The organism is Anaerocolumna cellulosilytica (assembly GCF_014218335.1).
Taxonomy (GTDB): domain Bacteria; phylum Bacillota; class Clostridia; order Lachnospirales; family Lachnospiraceae; genus Anaerocolumna; species Anaerocolumna cellulosilytica.
Window position 1 is genome coordinate 2,711,610 of record NZ_AP023367.1, and the last position, 25,526, is coordinate 2,737,135.

Sequence of the window (25,526 nt, forward strand, 5' to 3'; positions counted from 1 at the left end):
AAATTCTAAGTTTCACACCGTAAGAAGCTCAAAGAACGTAGGCTTCTTCATTGATTGTTTGTGCCGCATGGCGGTATGTTTGGAAGTGTGAACAACTATTTACAACGAATGGGTACCATGGAGGTGTTTTGAATGGGTGCTATAAAATCAAATAAAACAAAAAAGAAATCCAACATAGAAAAACCAAGAGATACCAAATCAGTTCTAAAAAGACTTTCAAAATATCTTTATCAGGATAAATGGAGAATTATAGTAGCTATAGTTTTAACTATAACCAGCAACCTATTTGCCCTAATCGGACCTATGTTATCTGGTTATGCCGTGGATGCCATTGAGCCCGGCAAAGGAGCTGTAATGTTTGATAAGGTTTTTTATTACGGGGCATGGATGATTCTTTTCTACCTGCTATCCTCCATACTATCGTATATACTCTCTATACTAATGTTAAAAATCAGTCAGAAAGTAACCAGACAAATGCGGGAAGATATATTTGAGAAACTGGTGGAACTTCCAGTGGGTTATTATGATACCAGGCAATCCGGAGATATTATCAGCAGAATATCCTATGACATAGATACAATAAGCACCTCTTTGTCAACAGATGTTGTACAAATATTTGCCAGTGTCATAACAGTCGTAGGTTCCTTCATAATGATGATAATGATATCTCCGATACTCGTATTAGTTATGCTAATTACCATCCCTCTGTCTATAGGCTACACCAAATATATGTCCGGCAGAGTCAGACCATTATTTCGCAAACGTTCCGAAAAACTTGGACAGTTGAATGGTTTTGTTGAAGAGATGGTGTCCGGTCAGAAGACTATCAAAGCCTATGCAAGAGAGCAAGTGGTAACGGATAAGTTTGATAGTATTAACAAAGAAGCCGTAGAGGCTTATTATGATGCTGATTACTACGGCAGTATCGTTGGACCAACGGTTAACTTTATAAATAACTTGTCACTGTCTCTGGTAACAGTATTCGGTGCACTGCTATACCTGTTTGGGAAGATGACTTTAGGCAACATATCAGCCTTTGTACTATATTCCAGGAAATTTTCCGGTCCTATCAATGAAGCTGCTAATATTGTCAGTGAATTACAGTCAGCGGCGGCAGCGGCAGAACGAGTATTTAAAATAATGGATGAAGAGCCGGAAATGAAAGACATACCGGATGCCAAAGAGCTAACCGACGTGAAAGGCTGTGTAACGCTAAATCATGTTACTTTTGGTTATAGTCAGGATAAAATGATTATCAAAAATCTCAACATGGAAGCAAAGGAAGGTAACCTTATTGCTATTGTGGGTCCCACAGGTGCTGGCAAAACCACCATCATTAATCTGTTAATGCGCTTTTATGATGTGAATCAGGGAAATATACAGATAAATAATCAGAATATCAGCGAAGTTACCCGCAAGAGTTTGCGGCAGGCTTATACTATGGTATTACAGGATACCTGGGTTTTTCATGGAACAATTTTTGAAAATATTGCTTACGGAAAAGAGAATGCTACCATGGAAGAAGTGGTGGAAGCAGCAAAAGCAGCAAAAATTCATTCTTTCATAAAAAAACTGCCAGAAGGATACCACACTATCTTAAGTGAAGACGGTATGAATATGTCAAAAGGCCAGAAACAGCTTTTGACTATAGCGAGAGCCATGTTAATGGATGCTAAAATACTTATCCTAGACGAAGCTACCTCTAATGTAGATACAAGAACCGAAATACAGATTCAGGCTGCCATGAGAAAATTGATGGCTGATAAAACCTGCTTTGTAATTGCCCACCGGCTGTCAACGATTCAAAATGCTGATTTAATTCTGGTAGTAGACCAAGGGAATGTCATTGAACAGGGAAACCATAAGGAATTAATGGAACGACAAGGCTTTTATTACAAACTATATTCTTCACAGTTTGAATAAATGGAATATTTTATGATAACCTGTAATTTCTACTTGCTTATTTTGTAGTTTCTTAGTAAAATAGATATGGTCATTTAAGACTTATTTAAATGTAATACTTAAAGGTGCTGATTGAATGAAAAATATAAAAGAGCACATTAAGCAGAATCAATTTAAACCTGTATATCTGCTATATGGAAGCGAAGCTTATCTAAAAAAACTATATAAAGATAAACTGAAAACCGCTATCTTAGCAGGAGAAGATGATATGAATTTTTCCTACTTTGAGGGAAAAGGCATTGACCTTTCCAAGGTGATAGATGTTGCTAATACTTTGCCCTTTTTTAGTGACAGAAGATTAGTCATTATAGAAAACAGTGGCTTATTTAAAAGCCAGAGTGATTTGGCTGATTTCATAAAAATAGTTCCGTCTACAACACATTTCATTTTTGTGGAATCGGAAGTAGATAAAAGAAATCGCCTGTACAAAGCGATAAAAGATATAGGCACTATTTCTGAAATGAACCGTATGGATGAAGCGAATCTAAAATTATGGATTGCCTCCTTATTGGACAAGGACAAGAAAAAAATTACAGGTGATGCTGTAGTGTATCTACTAAGTAAAACCGGAACAGATATGGAGAATATCCAAAATGAAGTAGAAAAGCTATGCTGTTATGCTTTAGAACGGGATATTATAACTACTGATGATATTGAAGCTGTTTGTACGACTCAAATAGCAGGAAAAATATTTCAAATGGTGGATGCCATTGGCAGCAGAAAGCAAAAACAAGCTCTGGAACTTTACTATGATTTACTTGCTCTAAAAGAAAAGCCCATGTCAATCCTATTCCTTATCACAAGACAGTTTAATATATTGATTCAAGTAAAGGATTTAGCGGGTCTTGGTTATAACAATACAGTCATTAGTCAGAAAACAAGCTTAATGCCTTTTACAATTAGTAAGTACATCAGCCAGGGTAAAAATTTTCCCATGGATACTTTAAAAGAGGCTTTGCAAAGCTGTATTGATATTGAAGAGCAGATTAAAACCGGTCGACTGATAGATAAAATAGGCGTGGAATTATTAATTATTAAGTATAGCGCAACTGGGTAAATTAAATATGCCTTACTTTAAGCTCTTAATAAGAGTTTTAAGTAAGCTTATATATATGGAAGCGTATCGAAGTGGCCATAACGAGCCTGACTCGAAATCAGGTAGCCTTCACGGGCTCGTGGGTTCGAATCCCACCGCTTCCGTCAGAAAAATAAGTAAAAAATAAGATGCAGGATATAAAATCCAGTATTTATGCTGTCTTTCGAGGATTTTGAATGAGAATTCAAGACCCTCGTTTTTCATAAGCGGAAGTGGAGGATAAGTTAGCTATTGGTTTAAGTAATCGGCAGCTAATAAAAATGGTTATTGCTGAAGCTTCTACCTATGCAATAACAGGAAGTATCTGTGGTAGTATTTTCGGGTTAATGTTGAATCAGTTTTTGTACGCAGGCTGGTAACGTTTCACTGGGGTGAACAATGGCTTATTCCATTCACAGAAATTTGTATCATATTAGTGATTGTCCTTTTGTCCGTTGTATTAGCTGTACGAGGCCCGATAAAGCAAATCCGCGAGATGTCTATTGTAGATACCATCAGCGCACAATAATAAATAATTTTTTGGAATCAAGCTTTCTTTTATAACAAATATGCCTTTCGAATTCTAAGTACATTAATATAATTTACGGGTGTTGTGTGGTGTCTGTATTGTGCTAAATTCTGGACGGTTGCTTATGGATTTAGTTATATATAAAATGCTATAATAGAGTGAATATATTATAGATAATATATAATTTCAAGGAGGTCGTTTATGCCTAATCCATATCTCCCAAGATGGGAGTACATACCCGACGGAGAACCAAGAGTATTTGGAAATCGAATTTACGTATACGGTTCACATGACTTAGCTGGTTCCGATAAATTCTGTGACTATAAATTAAAAGTTTGGTCTGCTCCAATTGACAATCTAAGCAACTGGACCTGCCACGGAACAGTGTTTCATACAAGGGCAGTGGACAATGAAAAAAGTGATACTCCTTGGACTGACGGAGAGCTCTATGCGCCGGATGTAGTAGAAAAAGATGGCAAATATTATCTTTATGCTTATATTTTTTATGCTAAGGGGTGTGTTGCAGTCAGTGATAAGCCAGAAGGGCCTTTTCAACTAGTATCACAATATCAAGTTCCTGAGAATTCACCACAAGTGCTAAAGGATGGTGTTTTTGTAGACCCGGGCGTATTGGTGGATGATGACGGCAGAGTATATATATACTACGGTTATCAAGCAGCTTATATGGCTGAAATTAATGCTTTTAATATGTTTGAAATTATTGATGGCAGTTATATTTCTGACATTATTCCTACAGAAACACCCTATGATTTCTTTGAAGCATGTTCCTTACGGAAGATTGAAAGCACTTACTACTTGATTTACTCTCCCAAAATCGGAAGCAGACTCGCGTATGCCACCGCAGCTTCACCAAGGGGTCCCTTTCAATACAGAGGAGTTATTATAGATAATGGTGTTGATTATCCGGGCGGCAATAACCATGGTTCAATCTGTAATATAAATGGACAATGGTATATATTTTATCATCGTATGACAAATGGAACTATTATGTCAAGACGCGCTTGTGTTGAACGAATAGAGATACAAAGGGATGGTACAATAGAACAGGTTGAGATGACTTCTTTAGGGTTTGAAATATCCCTTTCTCCTTATGAAATAGTATCTTCTGATATTGCATGCGTTCTCAAGGGGGGCTGTTTTATTACAGAAAAGAATATATTTACGAGAGTAATCACTAATATAACAAATGGTTGTATCATTGGATATAAACATTTTGATTTTGGTGATGATTTTAGTAGTAAATCCATGGATTTTAATATCTTTATACATGGAACCGGCTGTAAATCAAAACTGCATATATTAATTGATGATTATGAGACGGGAGAAGAAATTGGAACGATAGAGATTGGCTCTGACGATGGTGTATATAATACCTCTGTAAAGAATGTTACAGGTATACATGCATTATATTTTATAATTCAAGATAGTTTTGAAGGTTTCTTCACTGACTTGTTCAAAGGAAGACAACTTTTTGAAATACATTCTTTTGTTTTTACAAAATAGTACTTTTAAAATAGTAAAAAGGGTGCTCATCACTGATTTACAGCTATTTTAAGTTAATAAAGCCATGCATAATAGAATATAGATTATTCGATATGCATGGTTTATTTATGGTTTGTATTAAACTTCTATCGATTTATATAATGATACACCAGACAGCAACTGCAAGCCCGGAACCGAATATACAACAAATAATATCATTCATTGTATCCACAAGACCTGCAGGCTGCATTGCTTTTTCAGATACATGGTTATGAGAACTGTGTATCCTTTGCCACCTCTGCGCGTTGCCATGTGATACACAATCACTAATATATTCGAGCACTTCCCAAAATGCATGAAGTGTTATTGAGAAAGTGAAACTAAAGAGTAAAATAAACCCTTTTCCCATTTCTGAATCATTGTTGGTAACTGCAATTCCAATACCTACAAAGCTAACACCTGATAAAAAATGTATTGAACGATCCCACCATTTATACTTATCATAAAAAAAGAATGAGGAGCCAAGATATAATGCCATAAATAGTATGAGTAAATATATAAGGTTACTGAGTATATCAATCTCAATCTGAAATATAATTTTTGACAATACCGATAGATATGACAATACAAATATCAATACAATAGATTTCAAATATTTAAATTCTCGTTTATAAATATGATAAAAAGCCAGTATAACTAAAATAAGTTGAAATATAATTTCATAAAAAGTTACAAGCTTCATAGATTCACCTCGTAGTTTGAGTGTGTACAATATTGAGAAAATTATGTGAAAATCTCATCAATATTTACGAACCGGAACGAAAGTTGTAATAGCCTCTTTGTAAAGATGGCATGGAGCCAGCAAAAACAGTTTAAGAGTGTGGAATTATTTTGAAATAAAATAATTCCTGTCGCTGTAACAAGCATAGGAAGTGAGGTGTTTTCACATACAGCATGGCTGGAAAGGACCCGAGTTACAGTAGAAAGCTCTGACATAAGTATAGGACAGGCGGCATTTGCTGATTGTAATAAGCTGATAGATATAGACCTGCCAAAATCACTAAAAGCAATTGATTCGACAGTCTTTTCCAATACACATTGGATTAAGCAAAATACTTGTAATCAGATTCAAATAAAATATCGACTACCATACCTACAAGAATTAATAAAATTTATGTAAACCTGTTGACTTATCTCTTCCTACCCTGTATGCTATAAGGGGTAAAGATGCAAGATTCTCCAACTATAATATAAAAAGGAAGTGAAGTAATGGACGAACATCCCCAAGGCCAGCTCATTGGCTATAACATCCAAAGTGAAAATAAGATATCTCTCTATAGTCGTGCTTACATAGGCATTCGTCCATTGTATTTTAACATAAAGTAAGATGGGCTTCTTGCCTGTGCATTAAAAGTCGTCTCTAGGGACGACTTTTTTTGTTTTCACTGGGTATTCTATAATAAGAGGAAGGATTCTGGTGAAACGAATGAACAAAAAAACTTATAGTAAACATAAACTTGAGGACAACAAACAGATTATAGAACAAACACTCCGTTCTATGGCATATCTGCCAGAAAATATGCTGTTTTCCGATATGGCTAGCACCAAAGAAGGGCTTACATTGGAGGCAGTAGCGGGTAAACAAGATGAATATGGAAAAAATGTCATTACTGCTGGCAGCAAGAATACAGTCTTGCATCGATTATTAGACGCCGTGGTTAATCCCTTTAACGTGATACTTCTAATAATTGCTGTTATAACTTTTTTTACAGATGTAGTGGCCTCTTCAAGACCTGATTATCTAACGGTTACTATTATTGTAACTTTGGTTCTCTTATCCAGTCTGGTGGCATTTGTACAAAGCCAGCGTTCCAATGCAGCTGCTGAAAAACTATCGAAAATGATATCAAATACGGCAGAGGTATTAAGAGATGGAATATCAATGGAAGTCCCCATGGATGAGATAGTGCCTGGAGACATCATCCGCCTCTCTGCTGGAGATATGCTGCCGGCAGATGTGCGTTTTTTAACTACGAAAGACACCTTTGTTGCTCAGGCTGCATTAACAGGTGAATCCAATCCCGTAGAAAAATTTAGTGCATTACCACGCAAAGAAGATTGTAGCTTGACCGACCTGCAAAACATAGGTTTTATGGGAAGTAATATTGTTAGCGGCAGTGCTTTAGCAATTGTCCTTGCTACCGGTAATCATACGTATTTTGGCTCTATGGCAAAATCATTAACTGGCGATAAAGCCAAAACCAGCTTTGAACGCGGAGTTGATTCTGTGAGTAAGCTTTTAATCCGCATGATGATTATCATAGTCCCTATTGTATTTTTAATTAATGGACTTATAAAGGGAGATTGGGCGGGGGCATTACTTTTTTCCATTAGTATTGCCGTCGGACTGACCCCTGAAATGCTTCCTGTAATTATGACTTCAACCTTGGCTAAGGGTGCTGTTTCCATGTCAAAACATAAAGTCATTGTCCGTACTTTAGGTGCAATACAAACCTTTGGTGAAATGGACGTATTATGTACCGATAAGACAGGGACATTAACCGAAGATAAAATCATTCTGGAAAAATACATGAATTTACATGGTGAAGATGACCCACGAATTTTGCGCCATGCATATCTTAACAGTCATTTTCAAACCGGCCTTAAAAATCTTATTGACATTGCTATTATAGATCGTGCTAATGAAAATGGTCTAGAGGATATGATAGCTGATTATCGCTGTATCGATGAAATTCCATTTGATTTTTCGCGACGCAGAATGAGTGTTGTTTTAATTGATAAAAATGATAAACGCCAGCTTATCACTAAGGGAGCTGTAGAAGAAATTTTAGATATATCCTCACATATAGAAATAAACGGTCAAGTTGTACCAATAGATGATAAGACCCGCCGGATTGCTTTAGCAACTTATGAAGCCCATAATAAAGATGGACTACGAATGATTGCCATTGCACAGAAAAATCAAGTACCCGACAGTGGAGCCTTTTCCGTAGCAGATGAACAGGATATGGTTCTAATTGGTTTCATCGGTTTCCTTGATCCACCAAAGGAGAGTGCAAAAACTGCTATAACTGCACTTCGTGAACACGGCGTGCGAACGGTTGTCCTGACTGGAGACAGTGAAGGCGTTGCCATAAAAGTATGTGGAAAAGTCGGTGTTGATAACTCCAGGGTATTATCTGGACTGGATATTGAAAAAATGAGTGATTCCGAGCTTTTAAAGGCGGTTGCTACTTGTGATTTGTTCGCAAAATTATCCCCTTCCCAAAAAGAACGGGTTGTAAAAATGTTTCAAATGGCAGGGCATACTGTCGGTTATATGGGAGATGGCATAAATGATGCCCCGCCCCTTCGTCAGGCAGATGTAGGCATCTCTGTAGATACTGCTGTTGATATAGCCAAAGAAACTGCGGATATTATCCTGTTGAAAAAAGACTTAATGGTACTGGAAGAAGGTGTTATCGAAGGTCGTCGTACCTTCGGAAACATTGTTAAGTATATAAAGATGGCTGCCAGCGGAAATTTTGGCAATATGATATCCATTATTGCTGCCAGTATATTCCTTCCGTTTTTGCCAATGCTTCCTGTGCAGATTTTAACCCAAAACTTGCTTTGTGATTTTTCACAGATGGGGATTCCCTTTGACAGCGTGGATGTTGAATACATTAAGAAACCCCGTAACTGGGAAACAAAATCCATTAAATTATTTATGGCATTTTTAGGACCTGTCAGTTCGGTATTTGATATTCTATGCTTTGCGATTATGTGGTGGATAATAGGAGCAAAAACAGAAGCCTTATCCCCGTTGTTTCAATGTGGATGGTTTGTATTTGGAACTTTATCCCAGGTAATTGTAATTCACATGATACGTACTGGCAAACTTCCATTTGTACAAAGTAAGCCTTCCTTACCACTATTTTTCTCCACTTTTATAGTGGTGATTGTAGCATTTGTCATCGGATTCACAGATGTTTCCATAGCACTTGATATGGCAAGTCTGCCACTTACATTCTTACCCTGGTTGGCTGCAATTCTGGTGGGATATCTGCTATGCGTGCAATTGATAAAATCTTTATATATACGCAAGTATGAAGAATGGATGTAAACCTACCGCCTTACTAACATTTAACTTATAAATCCAACTGTTATAATGCAGATTTATCTAATGAAAAAACCTGCATTATAACAGTTTTTTGTATTCGCTGGGAGTGCTTCCCGTAATTGTTTTAAACATTCGTCCAAAATGGGTACTATTTTGATATCCTACCATATGGGCAATTTCTGCTATACTGTATTTGGTTTCTGAAAGTAATTTTTGAGCTTTTTGGATTCTAATATTGTTTAGGTATTCCACAAAAGAGAATCCCGTTACTTTTTTAAAAGCTCTGCTAAGATGAGCCGTACTGATAAAAAATTTATCTGCCAGCAAATCAAGTCCAATATCGTTCGTATAGTTATCGTTCATATAGGCTACAACTTCAGCAATCCTTCCATGCAGCTTACTTGGGTGTTCGAACTCAGCCGTATCCATCCTGTTATGTAATTTTTCTATCACCAGTAACAAATCTAATAGATAGATTTTTAATGCGATATTATTATCTATATCATTTTCTTTTCCTTCTTGAATGATTTTAAAAAAACAGTTATCTAATTGTTTTTTTTCATCTTCTGTAAGCCGTAGTATTCTATAGTCCTTGTGAAACACTCTTAAAAGTGGAATTTCAGCGGAATCTATTAAAAAGCCTCCAAAAAAGTCAGGTTCTAATTCAATAATAATTCTCTCGTGAGAATCTGAAAATCCATCCATGGTTTTATGAAGAACATTGGAATTAATTAGTATTAAGTCACCCTTTTTTACATTATACACTCTGTCTTGTATGAAATAATTCCTGTCACCATTTAAAAGGTAATATACCTCATATTTGGTATGATAGTGTTTTTGCTGCATTTGGTAGGGATTTATTCTTTTAATATGTTCTATAAATATATCTTTGTTTCGACTTGAAAAATAGACCTTTGCTTTACCCATATTTTCTCCATCTGCTTGTCCTAAATTCGTTAACATCAAAATATGTTGACATTATATAAAAAAAGTCATGAAATGTATACTCATTATAACGTATTTTGATATAAAATTATAGATACTTATGATGAAACCAAATTTATGGCTTTCTCAATACTAGATAAAGGAGTTAAGTACATTGAATAATATGATACAAAAGTTTCTTAACCCGGAGGATGAGTATTCCCCTATACCTTTTTGGTTCTGGAACGATACCCTTACAGAAGCAGAATTACGAAGACAGATTCAAGACTTTAACGAAAAGGGAGTAAAAGGCTTTGTTATCCATCCCAGAATAGGTATTCCACATGAAATCGAATATTTATCAGACCATTTTATGGAATTCGTAGCCTTTGCTGTAAAAGAGGCAGATAAACTTGGCATGAAAGTTGTACTTTATGATGAAGCAATGTATCCATCCGGTTCAGCACATGGTATGGTAGTTCAAAAAAATCCTGACTATGCAAGCAAAGCTCTAAAAATGACTGAATATAAAGGTAATGGAGAAATAAAGATAGCATTTGATGAGGCGGAATTTTATAAAATAGTTTCCGTACAGGCTGTTAAGAAAGCTTCTGAAGCTGAGATAGTACCGGAAAGCATTACCCTGCTCAAGCCTGAAAAATATGAAATTTCCTTTATACCAGAAGATGATTCTGACTGGTCCGTACTAGTATTTTCAGAGACCTTTACAAATGGGCATATAAGGGGCATCCATTTCGGTGAAGATGATGGAGAACCGAATGCGCCAGCCTCCAGTGACTTACTTAATCCCGATGCCATGAAGGAATTTATTAAACTTACACATGACAGATACTATCAAGTATTAAGTGAGTACTTTGGTAATACAATCATCGGGATGTTTACGGACGAACCTTGTATTATGGGAAGAGGCATTGCTAGGGGATTAAAGCCCTGGACCGGAGGATTTTTATCCTATTACCAAAGGCAAGGAAACAGTGAACTTGATTTACCTTACCTATGGTTTCAGGCAGGTGAATTAACCGAGCAAAAACGAAGAAACTATGATGAGGCTATTAATCTGCGAATGGAAGAGGCGTATTACCAACCGATATTTGAATGGTGTGATACTCATAATATTGCCCTAACCGGACACCCCCACGAGAGTGACGATATTGGTTTCCTCAAATATTTCCATATACCCGCTCAGGATGTTGTTTGGAGATGGGTGGCACCAGAGAATAATCTGGCACTAGAAGGCCAGCACAGTACTATGGCTAAATGCAGCTCTGACAGTGCTAGACATAGAAATAAGAGACGCAACGGAAATGAATGTTTTGCCTGCTGTGGAAAAGATGGTATTGAATGGGCCTTTACTGCGGATGATATGAAATGGTATATGGACTGGCTATTCGTAAGAGGTGTTAATTTATTATATCCTCATGCATTTTTCTATTCCGTTGATGGTCCCAGAAGAAGCGGAGAGCGTCCGCCGGATGTAGGACCTAATAATATTTGGTGGCCACACTATAACCAGATTTCCAGTTACATAAAAAGAATGAGCTATCTAATGACAGATAGTTTCAATACCGCACAGGTTGCCGTATTATGCAGTGCCCACCAGCTGCCTTGGCAAATCGTAAAACCTTTATATGAAAATCAAATAGAATTTAATTACCTGGAACAAGAACTGTTGCTTTCTGAACATTGCAGAATTGATAATTCATGTATAAAGATTGCACAGCAAGCTTATAAAATACTGGTAATTGAGGATAGCAGCCTAATAGATGCAAAAACACAGTTAAAACTTGAGGAGTTTGTTTTAAACGGCGGAAAAGTTGTGATTTACAATCCTAAAGTAAAAATGTTTCCTGCACAATGGGGAATATCCATCTATGCCCTTGATGAAGTAGTTCAAAAAATCGATGAACTGATTATAAGAGAGGTCAAAGTAGCGAAACCGGCAAAAGATTTAAGAGTGACTCATATCCTAAAAGATACTGCTGAATTTTACCTGTTTGTCAATGAAGGCGAAGAGGACATAGATACGCAGGCAGTATTAAAAGCAACCGGAGCGGTCGAACACTGGGATGCCTGGGCGGGCGTTATTAAAGAACCAGGAATTGTAGAAAATGTTTATGCTGATTCCATAACGATAAATCTTAACGTTAAGCGAAGAGAGTCTAAAATAATAAGAATTGATAATAAAAAACCGGCAGTAAGGAATCTTTTATTAGAAAAGAATAGACGAATGGATACCCTCTTACTAGATAAGCATTGGGTTATGGGTAATAACTCCAGTAAAACGATAGAATTAGATTGCCTCCTTCCTTGGAATACATTTGAAGGACTAGAATATTACTCCGGTACTATGATATATCAGAATTCCTTCACTTTACAAGAATTACCGGCAGGAAAAATAGTAGAACTCCATCTTGGAGAAGTATGCGAAATTCCATGCATTACTGTAAATGGAATTGATTTAGACACTAAACTATGGTCTCCTTATAATTATGATATTACAAACTATGTTAAAGAAGGAGAGAATCGCCTTACCATCTGTATTACTAATACACTGGCAAATAGATTTAATAACCTGAGTCTGAAATCTGGTTTGCTTGGCCCTGTTAAAATTAACTTTAGCCAACTTTATACCTAGACTTTAGATACTGGGGATTTATACCATGAATCATACCTATCTTTATTCAAATACGTATCATTCATGGTATTTTTTTACGCATGCTTAACTTAAGTATTTATCCTTATTTTTATCTATTTTCTTGCTTTTTATAAGGCAGATACCTTGTGTCATAGTCCCCATCGGGCAATAGACACACCATGAACGAGGCTTAAACAGCAGCATTGTCACAAACCCAAGTACGGTAGAGGTTAGCATTACACTGTAAAAGCCAAAAGCAAATTGGGCTACTCCATCAGGTACCATAGAAGTATTAGCCCAGTGCCAGGGAAGCTTAAACACCCATAATAGAGTAACCACCTTGCTTATGTTAGCACCCTGAAAGACAAGATAAGTTGCATATAGCATTACTCCAAACATAGTCATAAAAAATGCCAAAAAACCATAGCGGAACCATTTGGATTTTAAAAACTTCGGAGGAGCTTTTTTTCTGGATAATAAAAGATTGCCACCTAGAAGTTCAAAGAGCTGTCCCCGCCCGCAATAACGATTGCAATATGCCTTATTTCCCTTACTCACTGCAATTAATAAGGGAGTTAAAAAGCAGATTACTCCCAGCCATGCAAAGAGGATGTTAAAAAATCCCAACGTAAGATAAATAACAGAAACTATCCATAGATATTCATACCATTTCCTTTGCTTTTTCATATTTACACCCATTGCATATCGCAGGTTTACCTGCGATATCGCCACAAATAATACAGGTTGAAAGAATCGCTAAGTGGCATCCTTTCTATACTTTTATATTTTCCTTCAACCTTAGATCCCTTCTGCGGCCATTACCGCGTATGTTTCTTTACATTTTTCTTTACACTTCTGTCCTTATACGTATGGAAATCACTTCCGCCGGACAATTTTTTGCACATTTTCCACAGCCAACACATTTGTCTTCATCTACTACTGCAGTAATTCCCAAGGGAACCGTCACAGCGTGTAAAGGGCAATACTTAATGCAATTTCCACACGCCACACACTCTTCACCAACTACAGCAGTTCTTTTCCCTTTCAACATATTTAACACCACCAATCAATTTATTTCTATTAGAATATACGTTTTATTCTGGATTTTGTAAGTGACCATATCACAGATAAAAAATCCGAAATAACCTATAGAATTCATAGAATAGTTACATCATAAACCGTAGACTTTTAAACCTATTTGTAGTAAACTGAGGAATATTCTTTAGCTAATAAAATGACAGGAGTACCAATGAAATCATATGAAAAAATATCATTTTAGATTTTCAGCTAGTGCATTATCAGCAATTATACTCATCCTGGTGCCCAATATACTTTGGATGGTATATCCACCCAAAAACAACACATTGGCCGAGTTTGCCACCAGTACAGCGGTAGAAGTAATCATGTCTGTCAGCCGCGGGCTGCTACTTGTTATCTTGTTATTTCTGCAACCAGCCAAACAACCCTGTTTAAGACGGAGTAAGTTTTATTTCTTTTTTATGGGTATTTGTTTAGTTATATATTATATATCCTGGATATTTTATTATTTAGATAAAACATCCCCATATATGTTTCTTGGCATGGCCGTATTCCCAAGCATTTTTTTTGTTCTTTTTGCATTATGGAAGAATAACCTGCTTGGATTAATACCTGGATGCTTGTTTGCCCTCTTGCATATAGGCTCTTCCTTTCAATACTACTTTTCATAATTCTTTTATCGTTCTACAACTTGTATTTTTTACCATTTGTCCGCATATACCTCATTCATTTTCGACTTATAATGTCATTTCTTTTTGCAATATGTCGAATTTTATTTGAATTCGACAATAATTTTTGGTATAATATACCTAGGCAAAGGGGCGTTTTTATTTACTTAGCTTATGAAGAAAAATACTAAAGCAGGGATATTTCCCACTGCGGATAGGAGCATTTATGACAAACCATATCGAAAGAAACGATGAAAAGAATACGGATAATAACAGAATGGATAATCTTACTTTAACAGATATTATCAGTGTAGAGTTTTTACAGAAGTTTCAAGATGCTTTTTCCAAGGCAATAGGAGTCGCAAGTTTAACTACAGATAGTAACGGAACCCCAATCACCGACGCTTCTAATTTTACCGATTTTTGCATGAAACTTTCCAGACAATCGAAGGAGGGTTTAAGAAGATGCAAAGAAAGTGATGCATACGGCGGTATGGAAAGTGCCAGAACTGGCAAACCAGCAGTATACTATTGTGGAAGTGGTTTAATGGACTTTGGTGCACCTATTATGATTAACGGGAAGCAGATTGGCTCCATTTTGGGTGGACAGGTTTTACCAGAAGCACCGGATCACGAGAAATACGTTAAAATTGCGGGGGAAATTGGTGTTAACCCGGAGGAATTCTTAAAAGCTCTGGAGGATGTAAAAATTGTTCCTGAAGAACAGCTAAAAGCGGCGGCCGATCTTTTATTTATCGTAACAAGTGAAATATCAAGGATGGGGTATCAACGTTTCATCCTTAACAATATTGTTAAACACTTATATGACAGTGTAACTGAAATGATGGCAACCGTAGAAGAGTTAACTGCTACTGCTACAAACGTGACCGAATATCAAGCTCAGTTGAATAAAGAAATCCAAAATGTAAATACTGTTTCCGGTAAAATAGATCAGTTATCTGGTACTATTAAAGGCTTAGCCAACCAGACTAAAATGTTAGGCTTAAACGCTTCGATTGAAGCCGCCAGAGCAGGCGAAGCCGGAAAAGGGTTTGCCGTAGTTGCAAAAGAAATTAACCGTATGTCTGACGGTTCTAAACAAGCAGTTGACAATATCCAGCAATTCACGTCACAAATTAGTGATTCCGTAACAGCCACCTTGTCCATGAGTGCCTCAACACTGGACATTACTAAACAACAGGAGGAGGCTATGAAAAATATTGTTGAATTTGTAAATGAAATTGTGGAAATGACTGAAACCCTTAACCATCTTGCCAATGTAAACCAATCCTGAAATTACTTTTCTGGATTTTTGAATATTTATATGTTATACTCAATAAAACTATAATATAGTGTTTAGTGCCTATTCCGGTACTTATTAACTCATAAAATAAGCTGTCAGGCTTGTGAGGAATGGAGGTTATAATGGAACGAATGCCTGCGTTGTTTATAGGACATGGTTCTCCTATGAATGCAATTGAAGAAAATACCTTTGTAAAAGAGTGGAAAGCCCTGAAAGATAAACTTCCTCATCCAGAGGCAATCTTATCTGTATCTGCCCACTGGTTTACAAGCGGTACCAAAGTTTCGGATTCAAGAGCGCCTGAAACAATTTATGATATGTACGGTTTTCCGAAAGAACTATATGAAATTATTTATAAGGCAAAAGGAGCACCACAGTTTGCCCATAAAACCCAGCAAATTATCAGCCGTCAGGTTGCTATTGATAATACATGGGGTTATGACCACGGTACTTGGTCCGTTCTGCACAGAATATATCCAGAAGCTGATATCCCTGTGTTTCAGCTTAGTGTAGATAGAAATGCCTCGGTCCTGGAGCATTATAAAATTGGTCAGGAGCTGACAAAACTTCGAGAACAAGGGGTTTTGATTTTTGGTAGTGGTAACGTGGTACACAATTTAGCCAGAATTAGTTGGGAGATGGAGGGTGGCTATACTTGGGCAGAAGAATTTGATGCCTATATCAAAGAAAATATAGTAAGCCGAAAGGATGACAATGTTCTGAATTATCACAAGATAGGTACCTCCTCAACCTTAGCCTTTACTTCCCTAGATCATTATGCACCATTACTGTATGTTTTGGGAGCCTCCCATAAGTCAGAACAGATTACAGTATTTAATGATTCCTGTATTTTAGGTTCACTTTCTATGACCAGTTATCTGTTCGAATAGTAGATTCCTATATTATTAAATACAATGAATAACCTTAATTAAAAGTCATGCCAAATAATACGGCATACAATAGGAGCTAGTACAATTAAATATAACAAAGAAAGGAATGCCACATATTGCTTCTTCACACTTTTATTTGTGGCAGTAACACATTTGTAAATAGTTGTGTTATGTAATGGGTGCTTATATGAGTAAATGTAATATTAAAAAAATTATACGTGGGCAAAGAGCGGTTGATGGTGCCGGTGTTCACCTTGTTCGGGTATTAGGAAGCGATGATATGAAAGATTTTGATCCTTTTTTAATGTTGGATTCTTTTGATTCTGTAAATCCCTCCGACTATACTGCAGGATTTCCCATGCATCCTCATCGGGGAATAGAAACAATCACCTATCTGATAGCCGGTGAAATTGAACACGAAGATAGTCTTGGGAATAAAGGGTCTATACATTCCGGAGAGACGCAATGGATGACTGCTGGCAGCGGTATCCTTCATCAAGAGATGCCTCAGGCCTCCGACAGAATGCTTGGCATCCAACTATGGTTAAACCTGCCCCGGAATGAAAAAATGACAGAACCTGCTTACTTTAGCATAACGGAGGAAATGATTGCTAAAACCACACAGGAAGAGGTGGAGATTAAAGTTATATCCGGTACATTTGGCAGTACTGCTGGCATTGTACCTAAGCATATTCCAGCTACTCTTTTCGATATTTTATTACCTCCCGGAAAAGAGCTTTTAGTTCCAGTAAAAAGTGATGAAACTGCATTTATTTTCTTAATCGAAGGAGATACAATCTTAGAAGGTAAAAGGGTTTCTGAAAAGTCAGCTATTTTATATGATAAGGGAGATGAAATTGTTGTTCTTGCACCTCAAGATTCTCCATCCAGAGTCTTATTCTTCTCCGGTAAACCACTCCATGAACCAATTGCCTGGGGAGGTCCAATTGTAATGAATACAAAGGAAGAATTAGGAGTTGCTTTTGAGGAACTAAGAAAAGGTACTTTTATTAAATAGAGTTTGGGTACTTTTTTGGTTCTGAAAGCTTTAAGATAAATCGTATATTACTTGAAGTTGACACACGAGCCGCATTAAAGCGGCTCATTTTGCATTCATGAATCTTATAAATTCTTTATAATTGTATGGTATAATTTCACTATAAATGAACTTTACGCACTTGGATGTTTCAAGCTTTCATTAAAGCTGGCAGACACAATGACTACTATATAGATATATATACTTGCGGAATCACTCTCTTGAAAGAAAGTAGCAGGCAAAATTATTAAAATAAAATGGGGGGACTGCCTATAATCATAAACTGTTTTTGATGATTTTGACTAGTTCCATTACATTCATACAATGTCATTCAAAGACAGTTTCGCAACTACCTATGTTAAGAAAAGAAAGGTGATTTGACTTGAGCAAAATACTTATTATTGATGATGAAGAGGAATTAGTAGAACTCCTAAAGGACGAACTTCATGCCAGAGGTCATGAAGTACTAACTGCTTATGATGGTATAGCAGGTATAAACTTGGCCGAGAAACATCCAGATCTTATTCTTTTAGATGTCATGCTTCCCGCATCGGATGGATTTACCGTTTGCAGAACCATACGTGAAAAGGTATTATGTCCTATATTATTTATGAGTGCAAGGCAATCGGAAGCAGACCGGGTAAGAGGGTTGACACTCGGAGGCGATGATTATATTGTAAAGCCCTTTACATTGAGAGAATTAATGGCTCGTATTGAAGCTAATTTAAGGCGTGAACAAAGAGCACACTATGTAAATAAAGAACAAAAGCGCACAAAATTATATTTTGGCATATTGGAACTGAATTTAATAGAACGCACACTTACCATCAATAATCAAAATATAATACTAACCAGGCGTGAATATGATATTGTTGAATTTCTTGGCATGCATAGCGGACAGGTTTTTTCCAGAGAACAAATCTATGAGAAGATTTGGGGCTATGACGCAGACGGTGATTCCAATACTGTTGTTGAACATATAAAGAAAATCCGTTCAAAACTCCACACTGCTGACTCAGAAACAGAATATCTGTCTACCGTATGGGGAATTGGATACAAATGGAATAAAATCCGTGGAAAGGATGCTCTATGATGAAGCATCCTAAAGTTAGTAATAAGCCCATTAAAGTACAAGTCAGGCGTACATTCTTAAAAATCATTGCTGCCAGTGTACTGGCAACCGCAATCACATATATTCTAACCCTGATACTGCTTATTTATCATGAACAAAATACTATACTTCCGGCTAACTATTATGAACAACAAATTCCTGCCATCTATAAGTACATTGAAAAAAAAGGAGAAGTATTGTTAGGCTCATCAGAAAAAGACCGATTGGAAGAAATCATTCCGATAGAAGGCATGGAGTATCAGGTGTTAAACGCTGCCGGCGACATCCTATACGGCACGTATAATGCTACTGTTATCAATAATTCAAAAGATATATACTATAAACTCAATAAAACAGAAGGATATAAAGGCAGCTATATACACTATATCCCTGTTCTAAGCGCAGATGATAACAAAACTCTGCAAGGGGTCGTTTTATTAATTTACGATCTTAAGTTAGGTTATACTAATAATTATTATCGGTTTATATACACCTTTGCTTTTACAACTGCATTACTACCACCTTTTATATACATCATTCTGTTTACGCTGATTTTTTCAAAACGTTTTGCCAATGGTATTAACAAACCACTAAGTATGCTAATGACAGCATATCAAAAAGTAGGCGAAAAAGATTTGGATTTTGAAATAATTTATGAGTCCGGTGATGAATTAGGACAGTTATGTAATGCTTTTAACAAAATGAAAGAGGCGTTAAAGCACTCTTTGGAATACCAGTGGAAATTGGAACAGGAACGGATAGATACCATCCAAAATCTGGCTCATGATTTGAAAACTCCTATCTCAAACCTTATGATATATGCAGAATCTCTATTAAGTCAGGACAACCATTCGAATGATAAGTTGAACCGTTATCTTCAGGTCATACATGATAATGCAGAGCGCAGTGTCCAACTTGTCAGTCAGATGCAATACACCACTGATCTTGAATATGATGAAAGTCATCTGTTACTTGCTCCCGTTAACATAACTGATTTTGTGCATGCTAAATTAGCAGAATACGAGCTTAAAGCAAGCCGTAAGAAAATAATAATTACGTTTAATTCCTCAAATGCATATGGGGCAAATTTTTATATTGATATAGAAAAACTGGAACGTATACTAGACAATGTTCTATCCAATGCTGTATCCTATACTCCCACTGGCGGTACCATATCTGTCTTCCTTAAAATAAAAAACAACTACATTCATTACACCATTCAGGATACCGGTATAGGTTTTCAGGGAAAAGTAATAGAAAAAGCAACCCAGAGGTTTTATAGGGGAGATAATGCACGTAACAGTGAAACCGGTCATTCCGGACTTGGGCTCTATATAAGCAAACAGCTTTTAGAGAAAATGAATGGTTCCTTAACTGTGGGAAATTCTGAAACAGGCGGAGCTAGAGTTGAAATATGGCATAAAATCTATCACCAAACCTAAACAATACCGTAAGTACCCATACGGCACCAGGTTATAGTTTATTTTAATATGTTGTGATATAATAACTACAAGTGGATACACAGCCTAAGTAAGTCTTTACCATGGCTTAATAAATTGCAATCAATATCCGCAGAAAACAAAAGAAGGAGAATACGAATGATTCCAGGTAGTATAATTGGAGTAGGTAATACTGCAACTGTATATGATTGGGAGCCCGGAAAGGTAATAAAACTTTTTCACTCCGGCTATCCGAAAGCTTCTGTTGAAAGAGAATATCATAATGCAGTAATGCTGCAAGATAAGAAGTTCTCAAAACCATCTGTTTATGATTTTATTATAGTTGATAACAGGTATGGTATTGTATATGATAAGATTCAAGGAGAATCCTTATTAGATAGATTACTGCAAACACAGAATTTAAATGAGAGTGCAAAAATCTTAGCTGAGCTTCATCAGGAAATACTGCAAAATCATATACAGGAGGTTCCGGATTATAAAGATTTTTTACGTCATAACTTAGAAAAGGTATCTTGGCAATCCCAAAAAGAAAAAGAGAAGATATTAGATTTATTACATGGTTTACCAAAAGGTAATATCCTGTGCCATGGTGATTTTCATCCGGGAAATGTAATATTGACACCTGAAAAACCAGTTGTAATTGATTTTATGAATATCTGTGCAGGCGATTACTATTATGACGTTGCAAGAACTGTATTCTTAATAGAATTTACTCCTGTACCGTCTGTTCCGGGAGACGTTGAAACCCTAATGGAATTAAAAACTGCTTTAGCAGATGCTTATCTAAAATACATGAAGGTTACCCGAGATGAGATTTCTAATGTTCTTCCGGTTATTATAGCCTCAAGGGCTGGCGAATAAAAATATAAAATCTTAACAACCAAAAAGGAACTACAATAGAAGGCTTCAAGCTTGCATAAAGTATAGAACTTCTCATATATTTTAACAACCAAACTCAATGTCAGGCACATTATGAACCTATTTCATACTTTTTACCATATATGGAATGACCAGCTGCTTCAGACGAAATGTTATATGGCAAGTATACATAGTATGGCAGATGTTACCGGTCAATTTCCTTACAGGGCAGAAATTGTAGCGGAAAACTTAAGAGTTCCCTGGGCAATAGACATCAGTGAAGACGGAACCATATACTTTACCGAGCGTATCGGAAATGTACAAAAAATAAAAGATGGACTTCTTTTATCTGAGCCGATAGTAAGCTTAAAATCTCCCTTTATCAGCCAAGGTGAAAGCGGTCTTATGGGGCTGGTTTTAGATCCGGACTTTGGTGAGAATCATTATCTATATCTTATGTATACCTATCGTGAAAATGGCTCTTTATATAACCGGATAGTCCGATTTACAGAAGAGGACGATAAATTAACGGAAGAGACTGTTATATTTGATAAAATACCCGCAAGCGCCACTCATAACGGAGGACGCATTAAAATCGGACCGGACAATAAATTATATATTGCAACCGGTGATGCAAACAATACAGAATTACCCCAGGATAAAAATAGCCTTGGGGGAAAAATTCTCCGTATAGAACTAGACGGCAGTATACCAGTGGATAATCCTTTTCCCGATTCCCCGGTCTATAGTCTGGGTTTTCGTAATCCTCAGGGTATAGCTTTTAATTCCAATGCTGTTATGTATGCTTCAGAACACGGTGAACTTGCTCAGGATGAAATAAACGTTATTATTCCAGGTGGAAATTATGGCTGGCCATTATATACAGGTAATGAAGGTTCTGACAGCGAAGATTATCAAAAGCCACTCGTTAGCAACAGTACTGAAACTTGGGCACCTTCCGGTTTAGCCTTTATCACGCAGGGACCGTTCACAGGTCAATTACTTGCTGCCACCTTGCGTGGCAACAGATTACTTGCTGTCTCCTTAGAGGCGGATGGTACAGCAGCAGAAGCAATAAATTCATGGCTCTATGGCAGATATGGCCGATTAAGAGATGTGTTTCAGGCCAAGGATGGTTCCATCTACCTTCTCACTAGTAACACGGATGCAAGAGGTTTACCCCAAAGTAATGACGATAAATTAATTCAATTAATACCAACTGATTAAATATTTTAACAACTTTATTCCTCACTAACCTCTGTCTTATTAGTAAAGTATGTTAGTCCTCCTAATTATTCGTTGAATAATTCTGACAAAAAATGCAACACTAACACTATATTGGGGCAGTATAGCAAAACTGTATAGAATAACTGGGGTCGTTAACACAAGCTTGTGCTGACCAGCAAGTTCGCAGGATTTTGGAAGAATGAAATTATTAGGATAAAACAGGAGGAAAAATAATGCCTGAAAACAATATGAATCAATTAACAAACAATTTGCCTATGATGGCACTGGATGATATTCCCATCCCAAAGCCTGGCGCACAGCAAATTGTTGCTCTGGTGAAAGAAAGTGGACGTGTCACTGGTTACCAGCTTTCTGATGGCAGAGTTCTAGAGAAAGAAGAGGGTGTCCTGCTGGCAAAACAAGGCGGAATACAGGGTGTGGGAATTGCTTCCAGAAACGGAAATGAATATTTAAAGTCTCTTCCGGATGGCAGTGAGAGCAACAATTTAAGTAACTTACCCTCTGTCTCAAATTAAATATAGTATGGAATAAATGTATAAGGACGTGTTGCAAAACCATTTGTAAAAACTGTTTTGCAACACGCCCTTCGTTTGCCTCCATAAGCAGAAATTTATTGACTCCCTGTTAAAAATAAGTAATAATAATGATGTACAAACTCTTTTTACTCAATTAGATGGACTTACTAAGAAAAGGAAAATGATAATGGAAGAAAATAAAATAACCGTTAAATCCATTGATGAATATATTGGGCAGTTTCCAGACGATTTACAAAAAAAGCTTATGGAGTTAAAAAAAGTCATCCAACTTGCTGTACCAGAGGCAACGGAAAAAATCAGCTATGGTATGCCCACTTTTTATCTTTATGGGAATCTGGTTCATTTTGCCGCCCATCAAAAGCATATTGGTTTCTATCCGGGTTCCAGTGGTATCGAAGCATTTATGGATAGATTCGAAGGATATAAGGTATCAAAGGGCACTGTACAGTTTCCTATTGATAATCCTTTCCCTTATGATTTGATTACAGAAATAGTAAGATACAGAGCTATACAAAACGTTGCCTGGGCGAAAGAGAAGAAAAGTAAACGAAAAAAGTAATTGAATTTATTTAAAAATTAGCTTGTCAATTTAACTACTTTGTGATAAATTATATAGGTATTGATGATTAAATAATTGATAAAAATGGAAATATTTTTATAGAGATATTTCTAACATATGGGGGTATAGCTCAGTTGGGAGAGCGCTTGAATGGCATTCAAGAGGTCATGGGTTCAAGTCCCACTATCTCCACTTAAACAATAAGCCACAGGCAGGAAAGCTTGTGGCTTAAATTATAACTCATAGGGACGGGATACTTGATAAATCAAAGGTAAAGAGGGTGCTTTCATTTTGGGAATGTGCCTTTTTTATAGTTGATTACATTTACATCAATTGATCTGGTGTCAAGACCCTCTGTTGTGATACACTGTCTACCTTTAATACCGAACAGGCTGCCAAAGCCTTATTGTATCATATCCTAAGTTTAGACCTCTAATATAGTTAATAATTCAAAAGTACTAATGCAATCATCAAGTAAAGACAATTTCGAGGATTATCTAAATCCATATTTATAAAAGTAGAGATTTTATTTAATCGTTCTAAGAGAGTGGTGCGGTGGATAAACATTTTTTTTGCAGCATGTGTTGCATTGAATTTTTGATCAATATATGTTTTTAGAGTGAGGACATATTGAGTATTATGATTCTTATCATATTCTCTCATCTTGATTAGACCATCTGGGCAAAGAGATTCTGGTGTAAGGTTCTGGCAGGGACTATTTAGTATATACTCAAGGCAATAGTCTTCAAATTTATAGTAATGTAAATTCGGATTTAAATGTTTTCCAAGTTCCAGTGCAGAGGAAGCCTGAATATAATAATTTCTCACATTATTAATATCGCTAAATTCTTTACTTTTACCTAATCTAAGGTTACTACTCTGAAGAAGTGAGTGTAATTTTGTTTCAGTTTTAATATCGCTCAATAAGGACAAGTTGATTACTGTACAGAGATTGTTGTGATATTCGAATACGATGGCAGAGTTAGTAAAGATTTTTTCGATTTGGGCACATTGGGATTTAATCATATTGTAGCGGATGTCCATTTCAGATAATTCAATGAAGCAGAAATTAAAATTATGGTTTGCCTTCCAACTATGGGATGTGAGCGCTTTTTCAAGTGTCTGTTCTGTTACTTGCTGTTTATTTAGATACTGTTTTAGAATATAATTCAACGAAGTAAAATGGTTTTGTTCATGAACTTGATTTTGCTCATAATTGAGCAGGGCATAATGAGCCATGTGTCGCAGTAGAATTGGGTCGCTCTCTCGGAAAGGTGCGCGCGCTTCCATAATCGAAATAAAAAGTACAAATCTGCCCTGAGATCGAACTACGATGGATAGGTGCCGGTAATCGTGATCTGAAAATGTTGGTATCTCGTTGTTCCACATTTGCTCATAGTTTTCACTTTGCTTCAAATCAGTCAAGCATTTTTCTGGTATATAATTGTATTTAATATTTAATGGGTTATTTTTTGACTCTGCAAGTATACGATAATCGGCATCACTGAAGTAAATAGGATTGCGGAATATAATGTCGGACACATCAATAATATCTTGTAAGTCTGTATTGTAATTGACACATTGTTGCAGACGTTGATCCCAGGTGTCATATTGATTAAATAATACTTGTACTTCATTGAAAAGAGCAAGAATGTTGATTTCATCCTTGACACAGATAATAGAAAGCTCCTTATTAAAAAAATCTTCTGGCGGCTTTCCCACACTGATTAAACAAGCACCGAGCTCTGTCTTGAGAGAAGCCGGTAATGATTGCTGAGAAGCAATATATATATGGTCACATAATAGTACCTCCTGATTAATATAATGTTCTGGTCGATTCAAATGTAATTCATCGGAGTAGTTATCATTTTTTGTACAAAGAATAATATCTGATAATTGTTCCAGAAGAATAGAAATATTGAGATGCATAATTATACCTCCTTTATAAACACTACAAATTGTAGCTTGTTTTCTTGAAAAAAGCAATAGTTTACGGCTATCTATTTTAAATATGCAGGAGTAGAATATAATCATACTCAAATTAGAC

Annotated in this window: 21 protein-coding genes and 2 tRNA genes; 18 read left to right on the forward strand and 5 right to left on the reverse strand. The window is 36.4% G+C overall.

Annotated features, from left to right (window positions below):
• The first annotated feature begins 132 nt into the window (after positions 1–132).
• The 5 genes from acsn021_RS11025 to acsn021_RS11045 all read left to right on the forward strand — a co-directional run bounded on the left by acsn021_RS11025 (position 133) and on the right by acsn021_RS11045 (position 5,090).
• On the forward strand, positions 133–1,923 hold the full coding sequence (locus acsn021_RS11025; RefSeq protein ID WP_184089576.1) for an ABC transporter ATP-binding protein: 1,791 nt from the start codon (positions 133–135) through the stop codon (positions 1,921–1,923).
• 115 nt (positions 1,924–2,038) lie between these two features.
• A complete protein-coding gene (gene holA, locus acsn021_RS11030; protein ID WP_184089573.1) occupies positions 2,039–3,019 on the forward strand; it encodes a DNA polymerase III subunit delta in 981 nt (326 codons plus the stop codon).
• 57 nt (positions 3,020–3,076) lie between these two features.
• Positions 3,077–3,162: transfer RNA gene (locus acsn021_RS11035), tRNA-Ser, on the forward strand.
• Positions 3,163–3,318: 156 nt separating this feature from the next.
• The gene (locus acsn021_RS23235; protein ID WP_184089570.1) at positions 3,319–3,417 is read left to right on the forward strand and encodes a hypothetical protein; all 99 of its coding nucleotides are present in this window, start codon (positions 3,319–3,321) and stop codon (positions 3,415–3,417) included.
• A 350-nt stretch (positions 3,418–3,767) separates the two neighbouring features.
• The gene (locus tag acsn021_RS11045) at positions 3,768–5,090 is read left to right on the forward strand and encodes a family 43 glycosylhydrolase (protein ID WP_184089567.1); all 1,323 of its coding nucleotides are present in this window, start codon (positions 3,768–3,770) and stop codon (positions 5,088–5,090) included.
• A 133-nt stretch (positions 5,091–5,223) separates the two neighbouring features.
• On the opposite strand, the gene acsn021_RS11050 is transcribed toward acsn021_RS11045, so the two are convergent.
• Positions 5,224–5,811 carry a hypothetical protein gene (locus acsn021_RS11050; RefSeq protein ID WP_184089564.1) on the reverse strand — a complete coding sequence of 196 codons (588 nt, stop codon included), beginning with the start codon at positions 5,809–5,811 and terminating at the stop codon, positions 5,224–5,226.
• A 195-nt stretch (positions 5,812–6,006) separates the two neighbouring features.
• On the opposite strand from acsn021_RS11050, the gene acsn021_RS23240 reads away from it, so the two are divergent.
• Both acsn021_RS23240 and mgtA read left to right on the forward strand, forming a co-directional pair.
• On the forward strand, positions 6,007–6,249 hold the full coding sequence (locus acsn021_RS23240; protein WP_184089561.1) for a leucine-rich repeat protein: 243 nt from the start codon (positions 6,007–6,009) through the stop codon (positions 6,247–6,249).
• Between the two features lie 306 nt (positions 6,250–6,555).
• Positions 6,556–9,195 (forward strand): magnesium-translocating P-type ATPase, encoded by a 2,640-nt coding sequence (mgtA, locus tag acsn021_RS11060; protein WP_207725085.1) that lies wholly within the window; start codon positions 6,556–6,558, stop codon positions 9,193–9,195.
• 75 nt (positions 9,196–9,270) lie between these two features.
• Here mgtA and acsn021_RS11065 read toward each other — a convergent pair whose 3' ends face one another.
• On the reverse strand, positions 9,271–10,119 hold the full coding sequence (locus acsn021_RS11065; protein ID WP_184089555.1) for an AraC family transcriptional regulator: 849 nt from the start codon (positions 10,117–10,119) through the stop codon (positions 9,271–9,273).
• A gap of 181 nt (positions 10,120–10,300) precedes the next feature.
• Between acsn021_RS11065 and acsn021_RS11070 the strand changes: the two genes are divergently transcribed.
• The gene (locus tag acsn021_RS11070) at positions 10,301–12,772 is read left to right on the forward strand and encodes a glycosylhydrolase-like jelly roll fold domain-containing protein (protein WP_184090069.1); all 2,472 of its coding nucleotides are present in this window, start codon (positions 10,301–10,303) and stop codon (positions 12,770–12,772) included.
• Between the two features lie 84 nt (positions 12,773–12,856).
• Here the strand turns inward: acsn021_RS11070 and acsn021_RS11075 are convergent, their stop codons facing one another.
• Together acsn021_RS11075 and acsn021_RS11080 are read right to left on the reverse strand one after the other, a co-directional pair.
• Entirely contained in the window at positions 12,857–13,459 is a 603-nt protein-coding gene (locus acsn021_RS11075; RefSeq protein ID WP_184089552.1) for a 4Fe-4S binding protein, read from the reverse strand.
• Between the two features lie 160 nt (positions 13,460–13,619).
• Positions 13,620–13,823 carry a DUF362 domain-containing protein gene (locus acsn021_RS11080; protein WP_184089549.1) on the reverse strand — a complete coding sequence of 68 codons (204 nt, stop codon included), beginning with the start codon at positions 13,821–13,823 and terminating at the stop codon, positions 13,620–13,622.
• Positions 13,824–14,704: 881 nt separating this feature from the next.
• Between acsn021_RS11080 and acsn021_RS11090 the strand changes: the two genes are divergently transcribed.
• The 10 genes from acsn021_RS11090 (at position 14,705) to acsn021_RS11135 (ending at position 23,671) form a co-directional block, all read left to right on the forward strand.
• A complete protein-coding gene (locus tag acsn021_RS11090) occupies positions 14,705–15,772 on the forward strand; it encodes a PocR ligand-binding domain-containing protein (protein WP_184089546.1) in 1,068 nt (355 codons plus the stop codon).
• 131 nt (positions 15,773–15,903) lie between these two features.
• The gene (ygiD, locus tag acsn021_RS11095; RefSeq protein ID WP_184089544.1) at positions 15,904–16,671 is read left to right on the forward strand and encodes a 4,5-DOPA-extradiol-dioxygenase; all 768 of its coding nucleotides are present in this window, start codon (positions 15,904–15,906) and stop codon (positions 16,669–16,671) included.
• Positions 16,672–16,858: 187 nt separating this feature from the next.
• Entirely contained in the window at positions 16,859–17,689 is an 831-nt protein-coding gene (locus tag acsn021_RS11100; protein ID WP_184089541.1) for a pirin family protein, read from the forward strand.
• A 400-nt stretch (positions 17,690–18,089) separates the two neighbouring features.
• Positions 18,090–18,800 carry a response regulator transcription factor gene (locus acsn021_RS11105; RefSeq protein WP_184089538.1) on the forward strand — a complete coding sequence of 237 codons (711 nt, stop codon included), beginning with the start codon at positions 18,090–18,092 and terminating at the stop codon, positions 18,798–18,800.
• The gene (locus acsn021_RS11110; RefSeq protein WP_184089535.1) at positions 18,797–20,260 is read left to right on the forward strand and encodes a HAMP domain-containing sensor histidine kinase; all 1,464 of its coding nucleotides are present in this window, start codon (positions 18,797–18,799) and stop codon (positions 20,258–20,260) included. Before acsn021_RS11105 ends, acsn021_RS11110 begins: the two co-directional genes overlap by 4 nt.
• Before the next feature lie 156 nt (positions 20,261–20,416).
• Positions 20,417–21,139 carry an aminoglycoside phosphotransferase family protein gene (locus acsn021_RS11115; protein WP_184089532.1) on the forward strand — a complete coding sequence of 241 codons (723 nt, stop codon included), beginning with the start codon at positions 20,417–20,419 and terminating at the stop codon, positions 21,137–21,139.
• Positions 21,140–21,313: 174 nt separating this feature from the next.
• A complete protein-coding gene (locus tag acsn021_RS11120) occupies positions 21,314–22,363 on the forward strand; it encodes a PQQ-dependent sugar dehydrogenase (RefSeq protein WP_243167747.1) in 1,050 nt (349 codons plus the stop codon).
• A 233-nt stretch (positions 22,364–22,596) separates the two neighbouring features.
• Entirely contained in the window at positions 22,597–22,899 is a 303-nt protein-coding gene (locus acsn021_RS11125) for a DUF3892 domain-containing protein (RefSeq protein WP_184089526.1), read from the forward strand.
• A 187-nt stretch (positions 22,900–23,086) separates the two neighbouring features.
• Complete coding sequence (locus acsn021_RS11130; RefSeq protein WP_184089523.1) at positions 23,087–23,479, forward strand: iron chaperone; 393 nt, start codon at positions 23,087–23,089, stop codon at positions 23,477–23,479.
• A 119-nt stretch (positions 23,480–23,598) separates the two neighbouring features.
• Positions 23,599–23,671 (forward strand) — tRNA-Ala (locus tag acsn021_RS11135).
• Positions 23,672–23,920: 249 nt separating this feature from the next.
• On the opposite strand, the gene acsn021_RS11140 is transcribed toward acsn021_RS11135, so the two are convergent.
• The gene (locus tag acsn021_RS11140) at positions 23,921–25,408 is read right to left on the reverse strand and encodes a PucR family transcriptional regulator (protein ID WP_184089520.1); all 1,488 of its coding nucleotides are present in this window, start codon (positions 25,406–25,408) and stop codon (positions 23,921–23,923) included.
• Positions 25,409–25,526: the final 118 nt, after the last annotated feature.